Origin of the sequence: Luteibacter sp. UNCMF331Sha3.1, assembly GCF_900109915.1 — a bacterium.
Taxonomy (GTDB): domain Bacteria; phylum Pseudomonadota; class Gammaproteobacteria; order Xanthomonadales; family Rhodanobacteraceae; genus Luteibacter.
The window spans coordinates 690,431-706,227 of record NZ_FOBU01000002.1; the positions used below are offsets into that span (position 1 = coordinate 690,431).

Consider the following 15,797-nt stretch of genomic DNA (forward strand, 5'->3'; position numbering starts at 1 on the left):
TTCGCTGGTCAGTGCGTGAAAGCTGCGCGAAGCGCGGCCGTGTTGACGAGTGTTCCGAGCGGGCTGGGGCTTCCGTTCATGGCGCGGCGGGCGAGCATCGCCTGCTGCGCGGTGAGCATGGACAGGACGAGGTCCTGCTGTGCCACGTCGCCTTCCCACTTCTTTCGGGCTTCGTCGATGTTGGCGGCGTACCGCTGCGTGTCTGTCAGGATGGAACTGAGGTTCGCCACCGACTCGCCCACCTTGGACAGGCGATCAGAGTGAATCGTCTCCAGGTCCTTCATCGACGTCTTCAGAAAGTTGTAGTAGTCGACGGTTAGGTTGTACTTCCGGTTGTTCGACCGGAGGATGCTTTCGCAAACCCGGTTCTGCTCTTTCACGATGTCGCCGCCCATGTTGGGCACCAGCGATTCGAGCACGGTCGTGATGTCGAAGTGGCTGCGAACGGCACCTGGGCATGTCTCGGCAAGATTCGCGTCCTCAGGAATGCGGCGAAACTGGTTCTCGAGTTTGAACACTTCCAGATTCAGCCCCTGGAGCTTCACCAGTTGCTGCTTCCAGAACGCGACCTGATCGGCGTAGTGCTGAATGGTGTCCTTGTAATGTTGCGCCGTCTCGATCCAGCGCTTCGCCTGCGTCGCGTATTCCTGCACGGCCGTGAAGATCGCCGCGGGATCTTGCACCAGCCACTGAGCGTTGGCCTCCGGCGCGGGGCTCAGCGTGGCGATTGCCAGAAATGTGGCGAGAAGGCTGCGTATCATTCGGCGCGGTGAATGTCGGTGGGTGGCTTGCGACGGGGCCATCGTTCTCGTTTCCATGTCCATGTGCGTAGTCCTCGGGATCAGGCGGCGCGGCGCGCTGCCGGTGTGGTTTCCGTCGTCGGCTCGCGCTTTCCGCTGCCTTTGCGGTGGTCGTAGAAGGTCTGAAGCCATTGCTCGGGAGTCAGAGCGTCGACGGCGATGCCGAGGGCGGCGGCCTGCTCCTGCATCACGCGATGCATGATGTCGATGTTGTCCGTGGAGGCCGAGATCACCGACAGGGCATCGTCCATGCCGCGCAGATTGAGCTGGCAGACGGCGGAGAACTTGTCCTGTTTGACCAGAAAGCTGCGGGAGCGCTCGCCGAGGCCGACGACGACTTTGTACTCCGCCTCGGTTAGCTTGAGGCCATCGATGTAGTCGTCGCGGCTGGCGTTTGGGTTGGGGAGAAGGATCATCGTCGCCGTCTGCTCGATCAGGGCGGAGGCGATGTCGCTGGCGAGGGCGTCCTCGGGGCTCTGGGTGGCGAAGATGCCCATGCCGTTCTGCTTGCGGATGGTCTTCTGCTTGTTCTTCGCGAATTCCTTCAGACCGCCTTCGCCGTCGAGGATCTTCCAGAACTCGTCCATGACGTAGATGATGCGGCGGCCGTCGATGAGCTGTTCGAGGCGGTGCAGCAGATAATTGATGACGGGTGCCCGGACCTCGGGGTTGTCGATGACGTCGGTATAGTCGAAGCCGATGATGTTGGAGCGGCTCAGGTCGACGGAGTCTTCCGGGTTGTCGAATACCCATCCGAGCGCATTGCCAGCGGTCCACTTGCGCATGCGCACGTAGAGACCGTCGTCGCCGAGATTGGGCAGACTCTTCTGGAAGTTGGTCATGTTGCGTAGGTGCATCGGCGTGTCGAGCATGTTCCCGACGGCGCGAAAGATGTCTTCCTCTTCCCGCGAGGTGTACTCACGCTTGCCTGCGAGCACCTTGACGAGGTCGGAAAGAAACTGCGCGTTTTCCTCGTTACGTTCGCAATGGAATGGGTTGAACCCCGTGGGCTTTCCGTTCTCCAGCGCCAGGTAGTTCCCACCGCAGGCCCGCACGAAGATTTCCGCGCCACGATCCTTGTCGAAGAAGAAGATGGTCGGCGCCGGGTCGAGCTTTTGTACCTGACTGAGCAGGAAATTGATCAGCGCCGTCTTGCCGGTGCCCGACTTGCCGATGACCATGGTGTTACCGATGGCCTTCTCGCCGCGGGAATCTTCCCCCGGCGGCGTGCCGTGGAAGTTGAAATAGTACGGCTGTCCATTGTTCGTCTGCAGCGTGGTGACACAGTCGCCCCACGGGTTCTGGTCGCGCTTTCCCGAGGCGAAGTTGTGCAGGGGCGAGAGGCCAAGAAAGTTCAGGGAGCTGAGGTTCGCCAGGCGCGTCCGGTAGCGCCAGTTACCGGGAAACTGCGCGTAGAACGCCGAGGTGACGGCGAGATCTTCCTTTACGGTGACGAAGCCTGCGTTGGATAGCTCGGCACGCGTCGTCGCCAGATGCTGGGCGAGGGCGTCCTTCGACTCCGCATAGATGGCGATGGCGTAGTGATACTCGCCCAGCACGAAGTTGCCGGACGCCAGGTCGTCCATGGCGCGATCCAGCTCGAGGATCTGGCTGACGGCCTTGTCGCCGGACGAGATCATCATGCCCTTTGTGCGTTCGAGCGCCTTGAGGGCGTCCTGGCGGCCCATGGGCGTGAAGGAATGCGTGATCACGTACTCGCTGTCGAGAAACTTCAGCCCGTTCAGCACGCCAGGCCATGTGCCGTCGACGTACTCCTTGACGTTGAGGATGGCGCCGAAGTGGTTGCGGCCGTCAGGTGTCGTGAGCGCGAAATCGCCTGTTCTGGCACTGAAGTGCTGGCGGGAGACAGGCAGGTAGTCGTAGATGGCCGCGTTGAGCACGGGTACCGGCTCATCGAGGCGATTGAGGATGAAGCCGAACAGCTCGAGCACCTCGGAGAAGACGATCTTGTTCCGCGCCTCGTACATGGCGAGGCGCGTGGGGCCGTAATCTTTCAGCACGGCTTCGACGTTGCCGGCCAGATCGAGAATCGTGGCGACTGCATGGTCCTGTGCCGCTTTGAGCTGGTCGACGTTGGCGGTTTTCTCGGCGAAGGCTTTTCCGTGGACGATGGGGCGGTACATCATCGTGAGATAAAGCTCGTTCTGCATGAGTTTCTGTTCAGAGAGCGTGGCGTAGTAGGCATCGGAGAGGCCCTGATTGAACGCTTGCTCAAACCGGCTGGTGTGCTTGACGTTGCCGCGTCGCCGTATGTCGTGGACCCAGAACGCCACATTGGTGACGTCGGGCGCCCGGAGCGTCTGCAGCATGCGGTTCAGGGTGAGGTGTTTGTGGCCCAGTTCGCTCGGCTCGCGCCCGACGAATGGCAGGCCGGCGAGGCGCCAGGTCAGCAGGTAGTCGCCGCCGCGCGTCTTGACGACGGTTGGGGAGACGTGGGCGGACAACGGAAGATGGTTGGCGATGGGGGCGTCTGGGATGAACATGGCATCGGGCATATAGGAATGAGCGTTACGGGCGTTTATCGCGCGCAGCGTCGCGATAGGTGTTTGGCGTGAAGACCCACATACCATCGTGACGCGGCAGATTGCGGACCCTGGTACGGAACGAAAGGCGCAGCGCGAGGAGGCGGAACACCATCTCGTCCCGCCGCGCCATGTGCCGCATCACCAGGACGGCCACGGGAATTCCGAGCAGCAGCCAGAAATTGAAGTACATGGCGAGCAGCAGGAAGGTGCCCGTGCCGAAAAAGAAAGGGATATACGGCACGCCCATGAACATGGGCGGCCGTGTGCATCCACGAAACAGGGCGTCCTTATACATGGAACGCCAGCAGGTGCATCGCGGTGTTGATCGCGTCCATCATGAAGCCGCCGCTGCTCGACGTGCAGGCGCTCGCGCCGCCGCCGTTCCCGTTGCCGCCCACGACCATCTTGGCGACCTGCGCGGCGGCACCGATAAGGACGCCGCCGATGAGGGGCGGTGCGACTTCGGCGATGCGTTTATGGGCGAAGGCGATCTGGTAGCCCGAGAAAATGACCGAGATCGTCACCACGACGATCGACGCGGCGTTGAGTAACGAGTTGATGTTTTCGAAGAAGCCGCACACCTTGGTACCGGCTTCACCGACCTGTGCCACGGCGAGGCCGGGAATCATCAGAGCCGTGAAGAGGGCAGCGACGCCGATGGTCTGGCGAACCGGCCTGCCGGACCGGGCGATGAGGCTGAGAACGTAGGGGGTGGTCATGAAAATCTCCTTGCGAGTGTTGGGAAGGGATGAGGGTCAGAAAACGAAGGCGGCATCGGCGGAGTCCACATGCCGTAGCACGCCGCTGCGCTCGCGGGCTTCGGGCGGAGTTGTCCGTATGGGGTCTGTCGTCACCCGCGATACGGGCTCGGTGCGTTTGACGGGCTCCGCCCGCTGTGGCGCCGCGACGGCGATCGGTGTGGTCTCTCGTCCCATCGAGGCGTAAACGCGCTGGACGTAGCCGTCGCGAAAGCCGGTCTGGAAGTTGCCGGAGTAGTAGCAGCTGAACGCCTTTCCCCAGTCGCCACCGGCGCGGCTATGGCAGTCGGCCAGTATCTTTGAGCCGGCAGTGAGGTTCGCGCAGGCGTCGAAGGCCTTGTCGAAGCTGGTCAGACCAAACGTTGCGAGGTTCTTGCGGTTGATCTGGGCGACGCCCAATGAATAGTTGTAGCCCTTTTCTTCGAGCATGCGCGCCGTCGCGACGGCCTCGGCCAGCGACGTCGGCTGACGCGCAAGTTCGCCGCCCACGACGCCGATGGCGTAGGGGTTATGGTTCGACTCGACGTTGACGATGTGCCGCATGATGTCGTGCGGCACGGCCAGGTTGGGGCAGGCGGCCAGTTCTATCCCTGCGAACATCTAGGGGGTTCCCTCCGTAGGTTCGTCGCCGTCCGCGGTGCCCAGCGAGCGGGCAGGGTTGAAGTCGATGCCCGTAATACGGCGCTTACCGGCATGGGCCCTGATGTGCACGACGACGTCGATCGTCAGCATGAGAAGCCGCTTTATCGTCGCGAATTCCAGACCGGCTCCTTCCGACGATGCCTTGACCATTAAGGCAAGCTGATCCCAGGTCTGTTCCACGCTGCCGGCGTGGCAGCTGGTAATCGACCCGGGGTGACCCGACGCGCAATTTCGTATGAAATAGAAGGATTCGTCGCCGCGCAGCTCGGCGAGGATGATGCGGTCCGGCTTCATGCGCAGGCAGGCTTCCATGCAGCTCTTCGCCGTGACGTTGCTCACGCTTTGCCCGCCCTTCGAATAAAGAAGGTGAACGACGTTGGGTTGTTCGAGGAACAACTCCCGCGCGTCCTCGATCGAGACGAGACGCTCGTCGTGCGGAATGTGGTTGACCAACGATTTCATGAAGGTGGTCTTGCCGCTTCCTGTCGCACCCGCGACGACGATGTTCTTCTTCGCCAGCACGGCCTGGCGGAAGAAGTCCGCATAGCGACGCTCGGACCGCAGCCTGATCAGCTCGTGGTCGGCCTCACCGATCTGCGCCGTGCCCTCGAGTATCTCGTCGAAGAAGCCATCGGCCTGATATTGATCGAGAGTTCGGGATTGCCGGGACGGGAGCCGGATCGTGATCGACAGCGTGCCTGGCTCACACGCCGGCGGCAGGACGAACTGCGCGCGTTGACCGGTCGGGAAGGTCAGCGACACCACAGGGTCGACATCGGTGATGCGCTGGCCCGTGTTGGTTTCGTTGACCACCGCGGTACAGAACTGTCGCGCACGCTCGAACGTGAGGGAAGGCACTTCCGTGCGCTGCCACTTTCCTCTGCGCTCGAGATACACCTCGCCAGGACGATTGATGCAGATTTCCGTGACGTCGTGCGAAGCCAGGTACTCCCGGATCCCCAGCACGTCGTACTGGTAGTCGAGGAAGTCGTTACTCGCCGGTAGGGAGTCGCGTACGGTCATGCGATCAGTACCGGGCGACCACACTGGCGAAATCGACGTCTTTCGCCACATAGATGGCGAGTACAGTGCCCTGGTTGATGGTTACCGTCGCCGGGCGATTGGCCTGACGGCGTACCGCCTGGCCTGCGAGCTGCTGCACCGTTTCCGCGGTGTTGCTTTCGAACGGGCTTTGCGTGACGACGCCGTTCGTAATCGACGTCTGCTTCGGCCCGTATTCCGCGCCGGCGTATTTGAACGCATCGCTCAGCAGGCTGATGAAAAGCGCTGCCGTGATCCGGCTGCCCCAGTGCGCGCTGTAGTGGCCGGGGTGACCGGAGCCACCGAGTGTGTCGACGCCCGGACTCTGCATGCTGACGTCGATTCCGGTCGGCGTGACGACACGATCCCAGATCACGGCGAGCCGCGGACCGCTGGGTTCCATCTCGTACTTGCCCATCACCTTCGATCCCTTGGGCAGCAGTAGTCGCTTGCCCGTGAAGGAATAGATAGGCTCGGTGACCGTGCAGGACGTAAAGCCGGGGTTGTCGGTGACGATGCGTGTCTCGAGCACACAGCGGATCAGGGTGCCGCGCAGCATGAGCGCGTCGGGATGCTGGAGCGGTGTGGCGGAAGACACCTCGGCGAGCGCTTTGGCGGAGTAAGCGAGGTTGCCGTTCGCGCTCAGGGGCGACTCCTCCGCCGGCGCGCCGGGTCCGCCCGGCATGCCGCTCAGTCCGGGCATCAGGGGCATGCCCGGCACGACCGGCATGTCCGCCGTGCGAGGCGGTGCGCCGGCATCGCCGACACCGATGCCACCAGCATTGGCCGCGGCGATACGGCGCTCGAGAAGCGTCGGCTCCCTGGCCATGGGCGGCGCGTAGGCCGGCACGGTGCTGCCCTGCGAAGAGGTTGGAGGAGGCGACCGATGCGACGCCCCGCTATCGAAAGATGGACCGCTCGTCCGTCGAGAATCCACGATCGAAGCAGCGCCGGGCGCAGCCGCAGGTGGCGCGTCGGGCGTCGCGCCCATGCCGACCTGGCCCGCCGAGACCGAGATGACCTCATCCCGTGCCTCTGACGTGGGCGGCTTGGTAGCGTTCGACGATTTGAAAAGCCAGAAAGCGGCGACCGCGAGAAGGAGGAAGATGCCCGCGAGCAAGCCGAGAGCGCTTCGGTTCAGTCGCTGCATCTCGCTGGTCGAGAGGCTGACCGCGCCGCTGTCGACGTTGGGGTGCGCGTTCTGCTGTTGAGCGGCGTAGTGATTGGTGGTCGGATCGTGCCGGTCGGACGACGTGCCATGACTTGGGGCCGTCGGGGCTTCGGGATGCTGAGAGGTGTAAGGGTTCACTTTTTCGCGTTCCTTCGCAGGCCGATGACGTTCTTGTCGTGGCGGATCACCAGATAGGGGTATGTGCCGTGCACGACGATGGTGTTGCCCTCGACCGTGGTATTGACGATCGCGTCTTCGCCGTGACCTTTCTCACGCATGTAGATGGTCGGGAAGTTACCCGTCGGAAAGTGCTTCAAGTCCGGCATCCGGATGTACGTAAAGCGGCCGTCGTCGTAGACGTTAGTCGGCACGAGCCACGGCGCCACTCGTCGCTTCTTCGCGTAGTCGTAGTCGAAGTGGTAATCGCGCCCCTTGACCAGCGACGTGTCGAGCTCCGGCGCTTTCTCGACCGCCTTTGTCTCGGCCTGGAAGCTCGTGTCCGACGGATAACGGAAGGTCACCTTGTACTGCACGCCTGCGCGCCGCGCCTGGTCGAGCGTTTTCCAGTCCGTCGCGACGACCTTCAGTTCCAGGATGTAGGAATGGGTCGCGGTGCGGATCATCATGTTGGTATCGACATCGACGTTCTTAGGTTTCACGTAGAAGACGTTGTCGCGACGGGTGAGGTCCCAGCCACTGCTGAAGCCGGTGCTGTAGTCGAGCACCTGCTCATTGGGGCTGAGTTCGATCTGCGTCGTGATGCCCAGGCCGGCACGAATCGTGAAGATCCGGTCCGCCTGATAGTCATAGGTGTGCACGCCGGGTGCGTTGACGGGCGGTGGTAAGCGTGCGGGGAGCGTCGCGTCGGCGTGCGAGCAGAGGGGAATCGTGGCCGCGACGAGGGCGAAGGCCCAGTGGAGGCGGTAGTTACGGAATCGGATCATTGGCGGTGCCCTCCATTGGCGGCCCGGCGGACTGCGGTAGGGGTGACGGGAATGGCCGGAGGCGGTGTGCTGGTGGACGGGGCGGGATAGCCCGCCTCCACCGCCAGCGGCGACGGGGGTATCGTGGCGTCCCCCGCTTCGGTGTCGGCGGGGATCGTGGGCGTCGCCTTGGATTCCGCGCGAGGACGCGGCGCTGCGACTTCGGCAGGCGCCGTCGAACCGTAATCGTTGTCGACGCGATAACTGGTGATCTGAAAACCCAATGGATTCTCGATGCGGTTCTGGTCGTCCATCCGCAGATTGGCCTTATAGGCGAACGCGATGGTGGCGATCTTGCTATCGAGCGGATACGTGCCGCCGGTCGTCTTGTCGTAAACGCTGCGCTGGAAGCGGACCGTCGCGCCCGTCGGCGTTTGTCCATGCTCGCCGCCGATCAGGACGATGCTGAGGATCTTGACCCGAATGGCGCTGTGCTTGCCGTAGAGTCGATAGGGGCTTGACTCGTTGTTCGTCGCGTGGAGTTCCATATAAGGCTGAGCAACGTCGGGCGCCGCCATCGTCAGCACGGTGGGCCAGTCGCGCAGGTTGGTCAGCGCAAGGTCGTAGGCTTCGCGTGCAAGGACGAAATGCGCGACGTTGCTACGGTTGATCGCCTCGCTGGCGGTGATCTGGCGGTTAACGACGTCGTCAGTCAGCCTGGCGAGCGAACTTGTGCCGGAGTAAGGATCTGCGACGACGAGGAACGGCACTTTTTCTTTCAATGGCATGACGGCCAGATAGCCGCCTGCGAGGACGAGCGCCACGCCGCTAGCGCAACTCGCGACCAGCCACGCGCGCCTTTCGCTGCGTCTCGCGAGGTCGGCAACGGTGATCTCGAAGTTGACACCGGCGGCGACAGCCTGATCGATGTTCGTCGTGTTTCTTTTTTTGAGCATGAACGGGTGGCCTACCGTGCGGCGCCGATGTCGTTGGCGGAGCCGTCTGGCGTCATTTGCGACGGGATGGGAGACGTGGTGGCTTCGCCGACGACGATCTCGTCGCCGATGACGCTTACGACAACGCGTTGGGCGGTGTAAGCGGTGGTGAGTTGCGCCGCGGCGTCGCGAAGCTCCGTGGTCCGGAGGGCTGATGCGCTGCGGGTGAGCGAGAAGTCCGAGCGGAGGCGATACGACAGTTTCAGGCCGGCGTCTCGTGTCCACCGGGTCAGCAGCGTCTTGAGCGTCCCGTCCATCGGCGTAACCGCGTACGTGTAGGGAGGGGCCAAAGGAATCTCGACCGACTTTTCGTCGAAGTGGTTGACCGGCTTCCAGCGGCCACCGAAATCCCTCGCGCCGGGCGTGCCGCAGGCGCAGATGAAGCACGTGGCGATGACAGTCGGGATGGGTCGAAGGATCTTTTTCACGAAACTCGTCCAAAGCTTTGGGGTGTGCGGGATCCATGCCCGCTGCGCTAGCGCAGCGAATCGCGTTGGTCGTTGACCGACTCACGTTGGGGATGAAGGAAATCGTTGCCGTGTTGCGGCGCGGCTGACCGGCGGTTGGCGCCGTCGCGAACGGCTAGGGGCGCTCGATCCCAGGCGGAGCCCGGTCGAGGCGCGCTTCTTTCCGGGTGGCGTGCACCAGTGACACGGCCCAGGACAAGGAGAGCCCGTGCATCAGGGCCCCGAATGCTCGACGCGGAAACGCGTGAGGTGTTCGCTTCATCGTTGCTACATCCTGTAGTGAAGCATCGGGTATCAAGGCGCCCGTGCTGCTCGTTGAAGATCGATCGATGGCCGGGTGTCCGGCGGTACTAAGTCAATCGATAGTGGCCGAGCGCTGCGCGAGGCGCGCCGCGCGGCCGACTGGTAGACGTGAAGATAACCAACTTCCGTTCGAATAGCTACCCATAGTTGTGAAACCTCGCACGCCAAAATGTGCATTGCTGGCGCGCTGCTTACCCAATTGCTGCCGACTTCTGCATTACGAGGCCCAGTGGAAAACATTTGAAATGACTCGTTTAGGTTGGCATAAGGGAATTTCCTGTTCACCGAAGCATTCGGGGTCGATACCGCGCGACAGGCCGGAAGTCTTCGATGTCTCGATGCGCCCTGTCAGCACGGCTGAGCCTCGTCACGTGCCCTGATCACCGAGTCGATGATGGCTGAACAGGAAGGTACGGATTGAGAGGATCTTGCTTGTCCTCGGGTGCGGCATTGGCGTGAGATGAGCGTGGGTGTGCCCGCGTGGCAAGCCGGGCGCGCCCTCAACCGCTTTGCTGCGGCGGTCTGCACCGTCGACAAGACAAGGCGCCGGGAGTAGAACTTGATCCTTTATTTGAGGAGCGGGCATGGCCCTTGAAACCATCCCCACCGACGCGGACCTCATGGCCCTGGCCAGAAAGGTGGCCGATGCCGCCCAGGAGAAGCGGGTGATGGTCGCCACCGCCGAATCGTGCACGGGCGGGTGGATCGCGAAGACGCTGACCGACCTTGCCGGCAGCTCGGCCTGGTTCGAGGCCGGCGTCGTTACCTATAGCTACAGCGCCAAGGAGTCGTTGCTTGGGGTCAATCCCCGGACGCTCGAGCGTACCGGGGCCGTCAGCGAGGAGACCGTGCTCGAGATGGTGTCGGGTGCGCTGGCCCGTTACGGCGCCGGGGTGGCGGTAGCGGTCACCGGCATCGCGGGCCCGTCGGGCGGTACCCCGGACAAGCCCGTGGGCACGGTCTGGATCGGCTGGAAACGGCGCGGGGGCTACGCTCACGCCCGGCTCTTCCATTTCGACGGGGATCGCGAGGCGGTGCGGCGACAGACGGTGGCCGCGGCGCTTGCTGGAATGACCGCCGAACTGATCGGCTGAGGCCGGCTGCCTGTGGCAAACTTGCCGGTCGCGGATCGCAGTCCCTGAGATCACGCTACGGCAAGATACTCACCTACACACGAGATCGGAAACCACGATGGACGACAATAAGCGCAAGGCGCTGGCGAGTGCCCTCGGCCAGATCGAAAAGCAGTTCGGCAAGGGTGCCGTCATGCGCCTGGGCGACCGCGCCGACGACCAGATCGACACCGTGTCGACCGGTTCGCTCGGCCTGGACATCGCGCTGGGCATCGGCGGCCTGCCGCGCGGCCGCGTCGTGGAAATCTACGGCCCGGAATCCTCGGGCAAGACCACGCTCACCCTGCAGGCCATCGCGTCCTGCCAGCGCAACGGCGGCACGGCGGCGTTCGTCGACGCCGAGCACGCGCTGGACCCGAGCTACGCGGAGAAGCTGGGCGTGAACGTGGCCGACCTCCTGGTGAGTCAGCCGGATACCGGTGAGCAGGCGCTCGAGATCGCCGACATGCTCGTGCGCTCCGGCGCCGTGGACATGGTGGTGGTCGATTCGGTCGCGGCATTGACGCCGAAGGCCGAAATCGAAGGCGAAATGGGCGACTCCCACGTCGGCCTGCACGCCCGCCTGATGAGCCAGGCCCTGCGCAAGCTCACTGCCAACATCAAGAAGACCAACTGCCTGGTCATCTTCATCAACCAGATCCGCATGAAGATCGGCGTCATGTTCGGCAGCCCGGAAACCACCACCGGTGGTAACGCGCTGAAGTTCTATGCTTCCGTCCGCCTCGACATCCGTCGCATCGGCGCGGTGAAGAAGGGCGAGGAAGTCATCGGCTCCGAGACCCGCGTGAAGGTCGTGAAGAACAAGGTGGCGCCGCCGTTCCGCCAGACCGAATTCGAGATCCTCTACGGCGAAGGTACCTCGCGCGAAGGCGAGATCATCGAGCTCGGCGTGCGCGAGAACCTGATCGACAAGTCGGGCGCCTGGTACAGCTACAAGGGCGATCGCATCGGCCAGGGCAAGGAAAACGTCCGTCAGTTCCTGCGCGACAACCCGGCCATCGCGAACGAGGTCGATGCCGAGCTTCGCGCACGACTGCTCGTGAAGGCCGGTCCGAAGTCCGAAGCCTCGACCGAGGCCGACGAGCTTGAGGAAGTCTGATAAGGGCTCGGGGAAGGGCGACGGCGCAGCCGATCGCCCGACCCGCACCGCCTACGACAAGGCGCTCGGGCTGCTGGCCCGGCGCGAGCACTCCCGCCGCCAGCTCAAGCAGAAGCTCGAGCGTGGCGGCTTCGAGCGTGACGAATCGACGGCCGCCATCGAGCGGCTGGGCGATCAGGGCTACCAGGACGACAGCCGGTTCGCCGGGGCTCTCGTGCGCAGCCGGGTGGGGCAGGGCTACGGTCCCGCGCGCATCCGTGCCGAACTCCGCAGCCAGGGCATTTCCGACGGGGCGATCCGCGAACTGATCGAGTCCGCGGACGTGGATTGGCACGATCTGGCGGCCAATCAGCTTCGTCGCCGCTACGGCGGACCCTCCGCCGACCCGGCCGAGCGGGCGCGACGGGCGCAATTCCTCTTGCGTCGAGGCTTCGCCGCCGCCACAGTACGTATTCTTACCCACGCCGATGCGGAAGACGCCGACGACGACTGAAGGCAACGAGCCTTGATTCTGGACGGAGCGTCTTGCGCGACCTCGCAGCTCCCAAGCCACGATCGCTCATGAAAACCGCCGAAATCCGTTCGACCTTCCTCGAATTCTTCCGTTCCAAAGACCACACCATCGTGCCCTCGGCATCGCTGGTGCCGTCGAACGACCCCACGCTGCTGTTCACGAACTCGGGCATGGTGCCGTTCAAGAACGTGTTCCTCGGCAGCGAAAAGCCGGGTTACGTGCGTGCGGCCGACGTGCAGCGCTGTCTGCGCGCCGGCGGCAAGCACAACGATCTGGATGCCGTGGGTTACACCGCGCGCCATCACACGTTCTTCGAAATGCTGGGCAACTGGTCGTTCGGCGACTATTTCAAGCGCGACGCCATCCGCTACGCGTGGGAGCTGCTCACCGGCGTCTACAAGCTGCCGGCGGATCGACTCTGGGTCACGGTGTACCACACCGACGACGAGGCCTACGACATCTGGAACAAGGAAGTCGGCGTGCCGGCCGAGCGCATCGTGCGCATCGGCGACAACAAGGGTGCGCCGTTCGCGTCCGACAATTTCTGGCAGATGGCCGACACCGGTCCCTGCGGTCCGTGCACCGAGATCTTCTACGATCACGGTCCGGACGTGGCGGGCGGTCCTCCGGGTTCGCCCGACGAGGACGGTGATCGCTACATCGAGATCTGGAACCTCGTGTTCATGCAGTTCGACCGCGCGCCGGACGGCACGCTCACGCCGCTGCCCGCGCCGTGCGTCGATACCGGCATGGGCCTCGAGCGCCTGGCGGCCGTGCTTCAGCACGTGCATTCCAACTACGAGATCGACCTGTTCGCGCATCTCATCGCCGAAGCGGGTCGGCTCACGGGTACCGCGGATCTTTCGAACAAGTCGCTGCGCGTCATCGCGGATCACATCCGCGCCTGCTCGTTCCTGATCGTCGACGGCGTGCTGCCGTCCAACGAGGGTCGCGGTTACGTGCTTCGCCGCATCATCCGTCGCGCGCTTCGCCATGGGTGGATGCTCGGCGTACGTGGCGATTTCTTCTGGAAGATGGTGAAGCCGCTCGTCGAAGAAATGGGCGAGGCGTATCCGGATATCACGGCGAAGCGCTCGTTCGTGGAGACGGCGCTGAAGACCGAGGAAGACCGCTTCGGTGAAACGCTCGAGCACGGCATGCGCCTGTTCGACGACATCGCGGGCAAGTCGGGCCAGATCATTCCCGGCGTGGATGCCTTCCGCCTGTACGACACCTATGGGTTTCCGGTCGACCTCACCGCCGACATCGCGCGCGAGCGCGGCATGACGGTGGATATGGAGGGCTTCGAGCGCGCGATGGGCGAGCAGCGCGCACGGGCGCGCGCCGCCAGCAATTTCGGCACGAAGGCCCAGCTTCCGGCCGAGGTCGCCAGCGCCGCCGCGCCGACGATCTTCACGGGTTACGACGATCTCGACCTCGCCGATGCGAAGGTCGTCGCCATCGTCCGTGACGGCAAGGCCGTCGACGCCCTCAACGACGGCGAAGAGGCCTTCGTGTTGCTCGATCGCACGCCGTTCTATGCCGAGTCGGGCGGGCAGGTGGGCGACACCGGCACGCTCAGCAATCCGTCCGGTGCCCTCGCGGTAGCGGACACACAGAAGGTCGGTGGCGCGTTCTTCGCGCACTTCGGTACGTGGCAGGGCTCCGCGCCGCTGCTTCGCGGGGCGGTCGTCGGCGCGTCGGTCGACGCATCGCAGCGCAAGGCCACCGTGCTCAATCACTCCGCGACGCATCTGCTCCACGCCGCGCTGCGCACCGTGCTCGGCGATCATGTGGCCCAGAAGGGTTCGCTAGTGGCTCCGGAGCGCCTGCGCTTCGACTTCTCGCACTTCAAGGCCGTCACGCCGGAAGAGCTCGCGCAGATCGAGCGCATGGTCAACGATCGGGTGCGTCATAACGACGGTGCCGAAGTGCACCACATGGGTTACGACGAGGCGATCGACTTCGGTGCCATCGCGCTGTTCGGCGAGAAGTACGGTTCCGAGGTACGCGTGCTGAAGATGGGCGATTTTTCGACTGAACTCTGCGGCGGCACCCATGTGTCGCGCACGGGCGACATCGGACTGTTCAAGATCGTGTCGGAGTCCGGCGTCGCCGCCGGCGTGCGCCGTATCGAAGCCGTGACCGGCGCCGGCGCCATTGCGCGCGTCGCGGAGGAAGAACGCATCCTCGGCGAGGTGTCCGGCCTGCTGGCCGCGCAGGGCGAGGAGGTGGTCGACAAACTTCGTCAGCTTTTCGAAAGGCAGAAGAAACTCGAACGCGAGGTCGAATCCTACAAATCGAAGGCGGCCAGCTCGGCGTCGGCGGATCTCGCGGCGTCCGCGGTCGAGGTCGCCGGCATCAAGGTGGTGGCTGCCCGCATCGAAGGCCTCGACGCCAGGTCGCTTCGCGACAGCATGGATGTGCTGAAGCAGCAGCTCGGCGATAGCGCGATCGTGCTCGCCGGCGCCGTGGACGGCCGCGTGTCGCTCGTGGCGGGCGTCGGCGGTTCCGCGCTCGGCCGCGTCAAGGCGGGCGATCTGGTGGCCGAAGTGGCCTCGCGGATCGACGGCAAGGGCGGCGGTCGGCCGGACATGGCTCAGGGCGGCGGCGTGGACAGCCCGGCACTTCCCGGCATCCTCGCCGGCATTCCCGCCTGGGTGGAAGCGCGCCTGCGCTGAACGCCAGATGGCCAGGTGAACGCCGGTGCACCGTAAAGGTGCTCCGGCGCACGCATTAGCGGCCATTTGCGTTGCGTCCGCCGGTTTGGCTCGGCTAGTATGATCCGAATGTCGAAATGCATCCGTCGGCATCGGTCCCAGAGGATCGCAAGGCAGGACAGCTGGTCAGCGACACACACAACTAGAGCCGGGGAAGGCAGTTCGGCCTTCGATGGTCGAAACGTCGATCCATTGACGGCAAGCACTCGGGGTGAGTTGTCGTTGGTGGGGAAGCCAATACCTGATTTTATGGAGTATCAATCATGCTGATTCTGACCCGCCGGGTCGGTGAAACCCTGATGATCGGCGACGAGGTGACCGTCACCGTTCTGGGTGTGAAGGGTAACCAGGTGCGCATCGGCATCAATGCGCCGAAAAACGTCGCGGTGCATCGCGAGGAAATTTACCAGCGCATCAAGAACGAAGGCGACACGTCCGGTCATTCGGACCATTCCGATCATTCCGGTGACGACCAGTAAAACGCTTTACGGGCGAAGCAAGGACAAGTATCCTTGCTGGCTCGTTCAGGCAGGTTCCTGAACGAACGATCACGGAGAGTTGCCCGAGAGGCCGAAGGGGCTCCCCTGCTAAGGGAGTATAGGGTCAAAAGCCTTATCGAGGGTTCGAATCCCTCACTCTCCGCCAGTTTGCAAAAAGCCCTGACTTGTCAGGGTTTTTTTGTGTC

Annotated in this window: 14 protein-coding genes, 1 tRNA gene and 1 pseudogene; 6 read left to right on the forward strand and 10 right to left on the reverse strand. The window is 63.6% G+C overall.

Annotation, left to right across the window (positions count from 1 at the left end; genetic code table 11):
- Positions 1–8 precede the first annotated feature (8 nt).
- From BMX32_RS11420 to BMX32_RS11465, 10 genes and pseudogenes are all read right to left on the reverse strand, one after another.
- On the reverse strand, positions 9–824 hold the full coding sequence (locus BMX32_RS11420; protein ID WP_139206713.1) for a hypothetical protein: 816 nt from the start codon (positions 822–824) through the stop codon (positions 9–11).
- A gap of 17 nt (positions 825–841) precedes the next feature.
- Positions 842–3,304, reverse strand: a complete 2,463-nt coding sequence (locus BMX32_RS11425; protein WP_089980242.1) for a VirB4 family type IV secretion/conjugal transfer ATPase — start codon at positions 3,302–3,304, stop codon at positions 842–844.
- Between the two features lie 25 nt (positions 3,305–3,329).
- The gene (locus BMX32_RS11430) at positions 3,330–3,641 is read right to left on the reverse strand and encodes a VirB3 family type IV secretion system protein (protein ID WP_089978962.1); all 312 of its coding nucleotides are present in this window, start codon (positions 3,639–3,641) and stop codon (positions 3,330–3,332) included.
- A complete protein-coding gene (locus BMX32_RS11435; protein ID WP_089978964.1) occupies positions 3,634–4,065 on the reverse strand; it encodes a TrbC/VirB2 family protein in 432 nt (143 codons plus the stop codon). Before BMX32_RS11435 ends, BMX32_RS11430 begins: the two co-directional genes overlap by 8 nt.
- Positions 4,066–4,278: 213 nt before the next feature.
- Positions 4,279–4,704: pseudogene (locus BMX32_RS11440) on the reverse strand (lytic transglycosylase domain-containing protein); the annotation flags it as partial.
- Entirely contained in the window at positions 4,705–5,769 is a 1,065-nt protein-coding gene (virB11, locus tag BMX32_RS11445) for a P-type DNA transfer ATPase VirB11 (protein WP_089978969.1), read from the reverse strand.
- Between the two features lie 4 nt (positions 5,770–5,773).
- The gene (locus BMX32_RS11450; protein WP_244511508.1) at positions 5,774–7,096 is read right to left on the reverse strand and encodes a TraB/TrbI/VirB10 family type IV secretion system protein; all 1,323 of its coding nucleotides are present in this window, start codon (positions 7,094–7,096) and stop codon (positions 5,774–5,776) included.
- Complete coding sequence (locus BMX32_RS11455; RefSeq protein ID WP_089978972.1) at positions 7,093–7,902, reverse strand: TrbG/VirB9 family P-type conjugative transfer protein; 810 nt, start codon at positions 7,900–7,902, stop codon at positions 7,093–7,095. Before BMX32_RS11455 ends, BMX32_RS11450 begins: the two co-directional genes overlap by 4 nt.
- Positions 7,899–8,837, reverse strand: coding sequence for a VirB8 family type IV secretion system protein (locus tag BMX32_RS11460; RefSeq protein ID WP_089978975.1), 939 nt, complete (start codon positions 8,835–8,837; stop codon positions 7,899–7,901). Before BMX32_RS11460 ends, BMX32_RS11455 begins: the two co-directional genes overlap by 4 nt.
- A gap of 11 nt (positions 8,838–8,848) precedes the next feature.
- The gene (locus BMX32_RS11465; RefSeq protein WP_343123861.1) at positions 8,849–9,295 is read right to left on the reverse strand and encodes a hypothetical protein; all 447 of its coding nucleotides are present in this window, start codon (positions 9,293–9,295) and stop codon (positions 8,849–8,851) included.
- A 935-nt stretch (positions 9,296–10,230) separates the two neighbouring features.
- On the opposite strand from BMX32_RS11465, the gene BMX32_RS11470 reads away from it, so the two are divergent.
- The 6 genes from BMX32_RS11470 (at position 10,231) to BMX32_RS11495 (ending at position 15,757) form a co-directional block, all read left to right on the forward strand.
- Positions 10,231–10,740, forward strand: a complete 510-nt coding sequence (locus tag BMX32_RS11470; RefSeq protein WP_089978977.1) for a CinA family protein — start codon at positions 10,231–10,233, stop codon at positions 10,738–10,740.
- 97 nt (positions 10,741–10,837) lie between these two features.
- Positions 10,838–11,878 (forward strand): recombinase RecA, encoded by a 1,041-nt coding sequence (recA, locus tag BMX32_RS11475; RefSeq protein WP_089978980.1) that lies wholly within the window; start codon positions 10,838–10,840, stop codon positions 11,876–11,878.
- Positions 11,865–12,371 (forward strand): regulatory protein RecX, encoded by a 507-nt coding sequence (locus BMX32_RS11480; RefSeq protein WP_089978982.1) that lies wholly within the window; start codon positions 11,865–11,867, stop codon positions 12,369–12,371. Before recA ends, BMX32_RS11480 begins: the two co-directional genes overlap by 14 nt.
- A gap of 68 nt (positions 12,372–12,439) precedes the next feature.
- On the forward strand, positions 12,440–15,073 hold the full coding sequence (gene alaS / locus BMX32_RS11485; RefSeq protein ID WP_089978986.1) for an alanine--tRNA ligase: 2,634 nt from the start codon (positions 12,440–12,442) through the stop codon (positions 15,071–15,073).
- 302 nt (positions 15,074–15,375) lie between these two features.
- Positions 15,376–15,591 carry a carbon storage regulator CsrA gene (csrA, locus tag BMX32_RS11490; RefSeq protein WP_089978988.1) on the forward strand — a complete coding sequence of 72 codons (216 nt, stop codon included), beginning with the start codon at positions 15,376–15,378 and terminating at the stop codon, positions 15,589–15,591.
- Between the two features lie 73 nt (positions 15,592–15,664).
- Positions 15,665–15,757 (forward strand) — tRNA-Ser (locus BMX32_RS11495).
- The last annotated feature ends 40 nt before the right edge of the window (positions 15,758–15,797 follow it).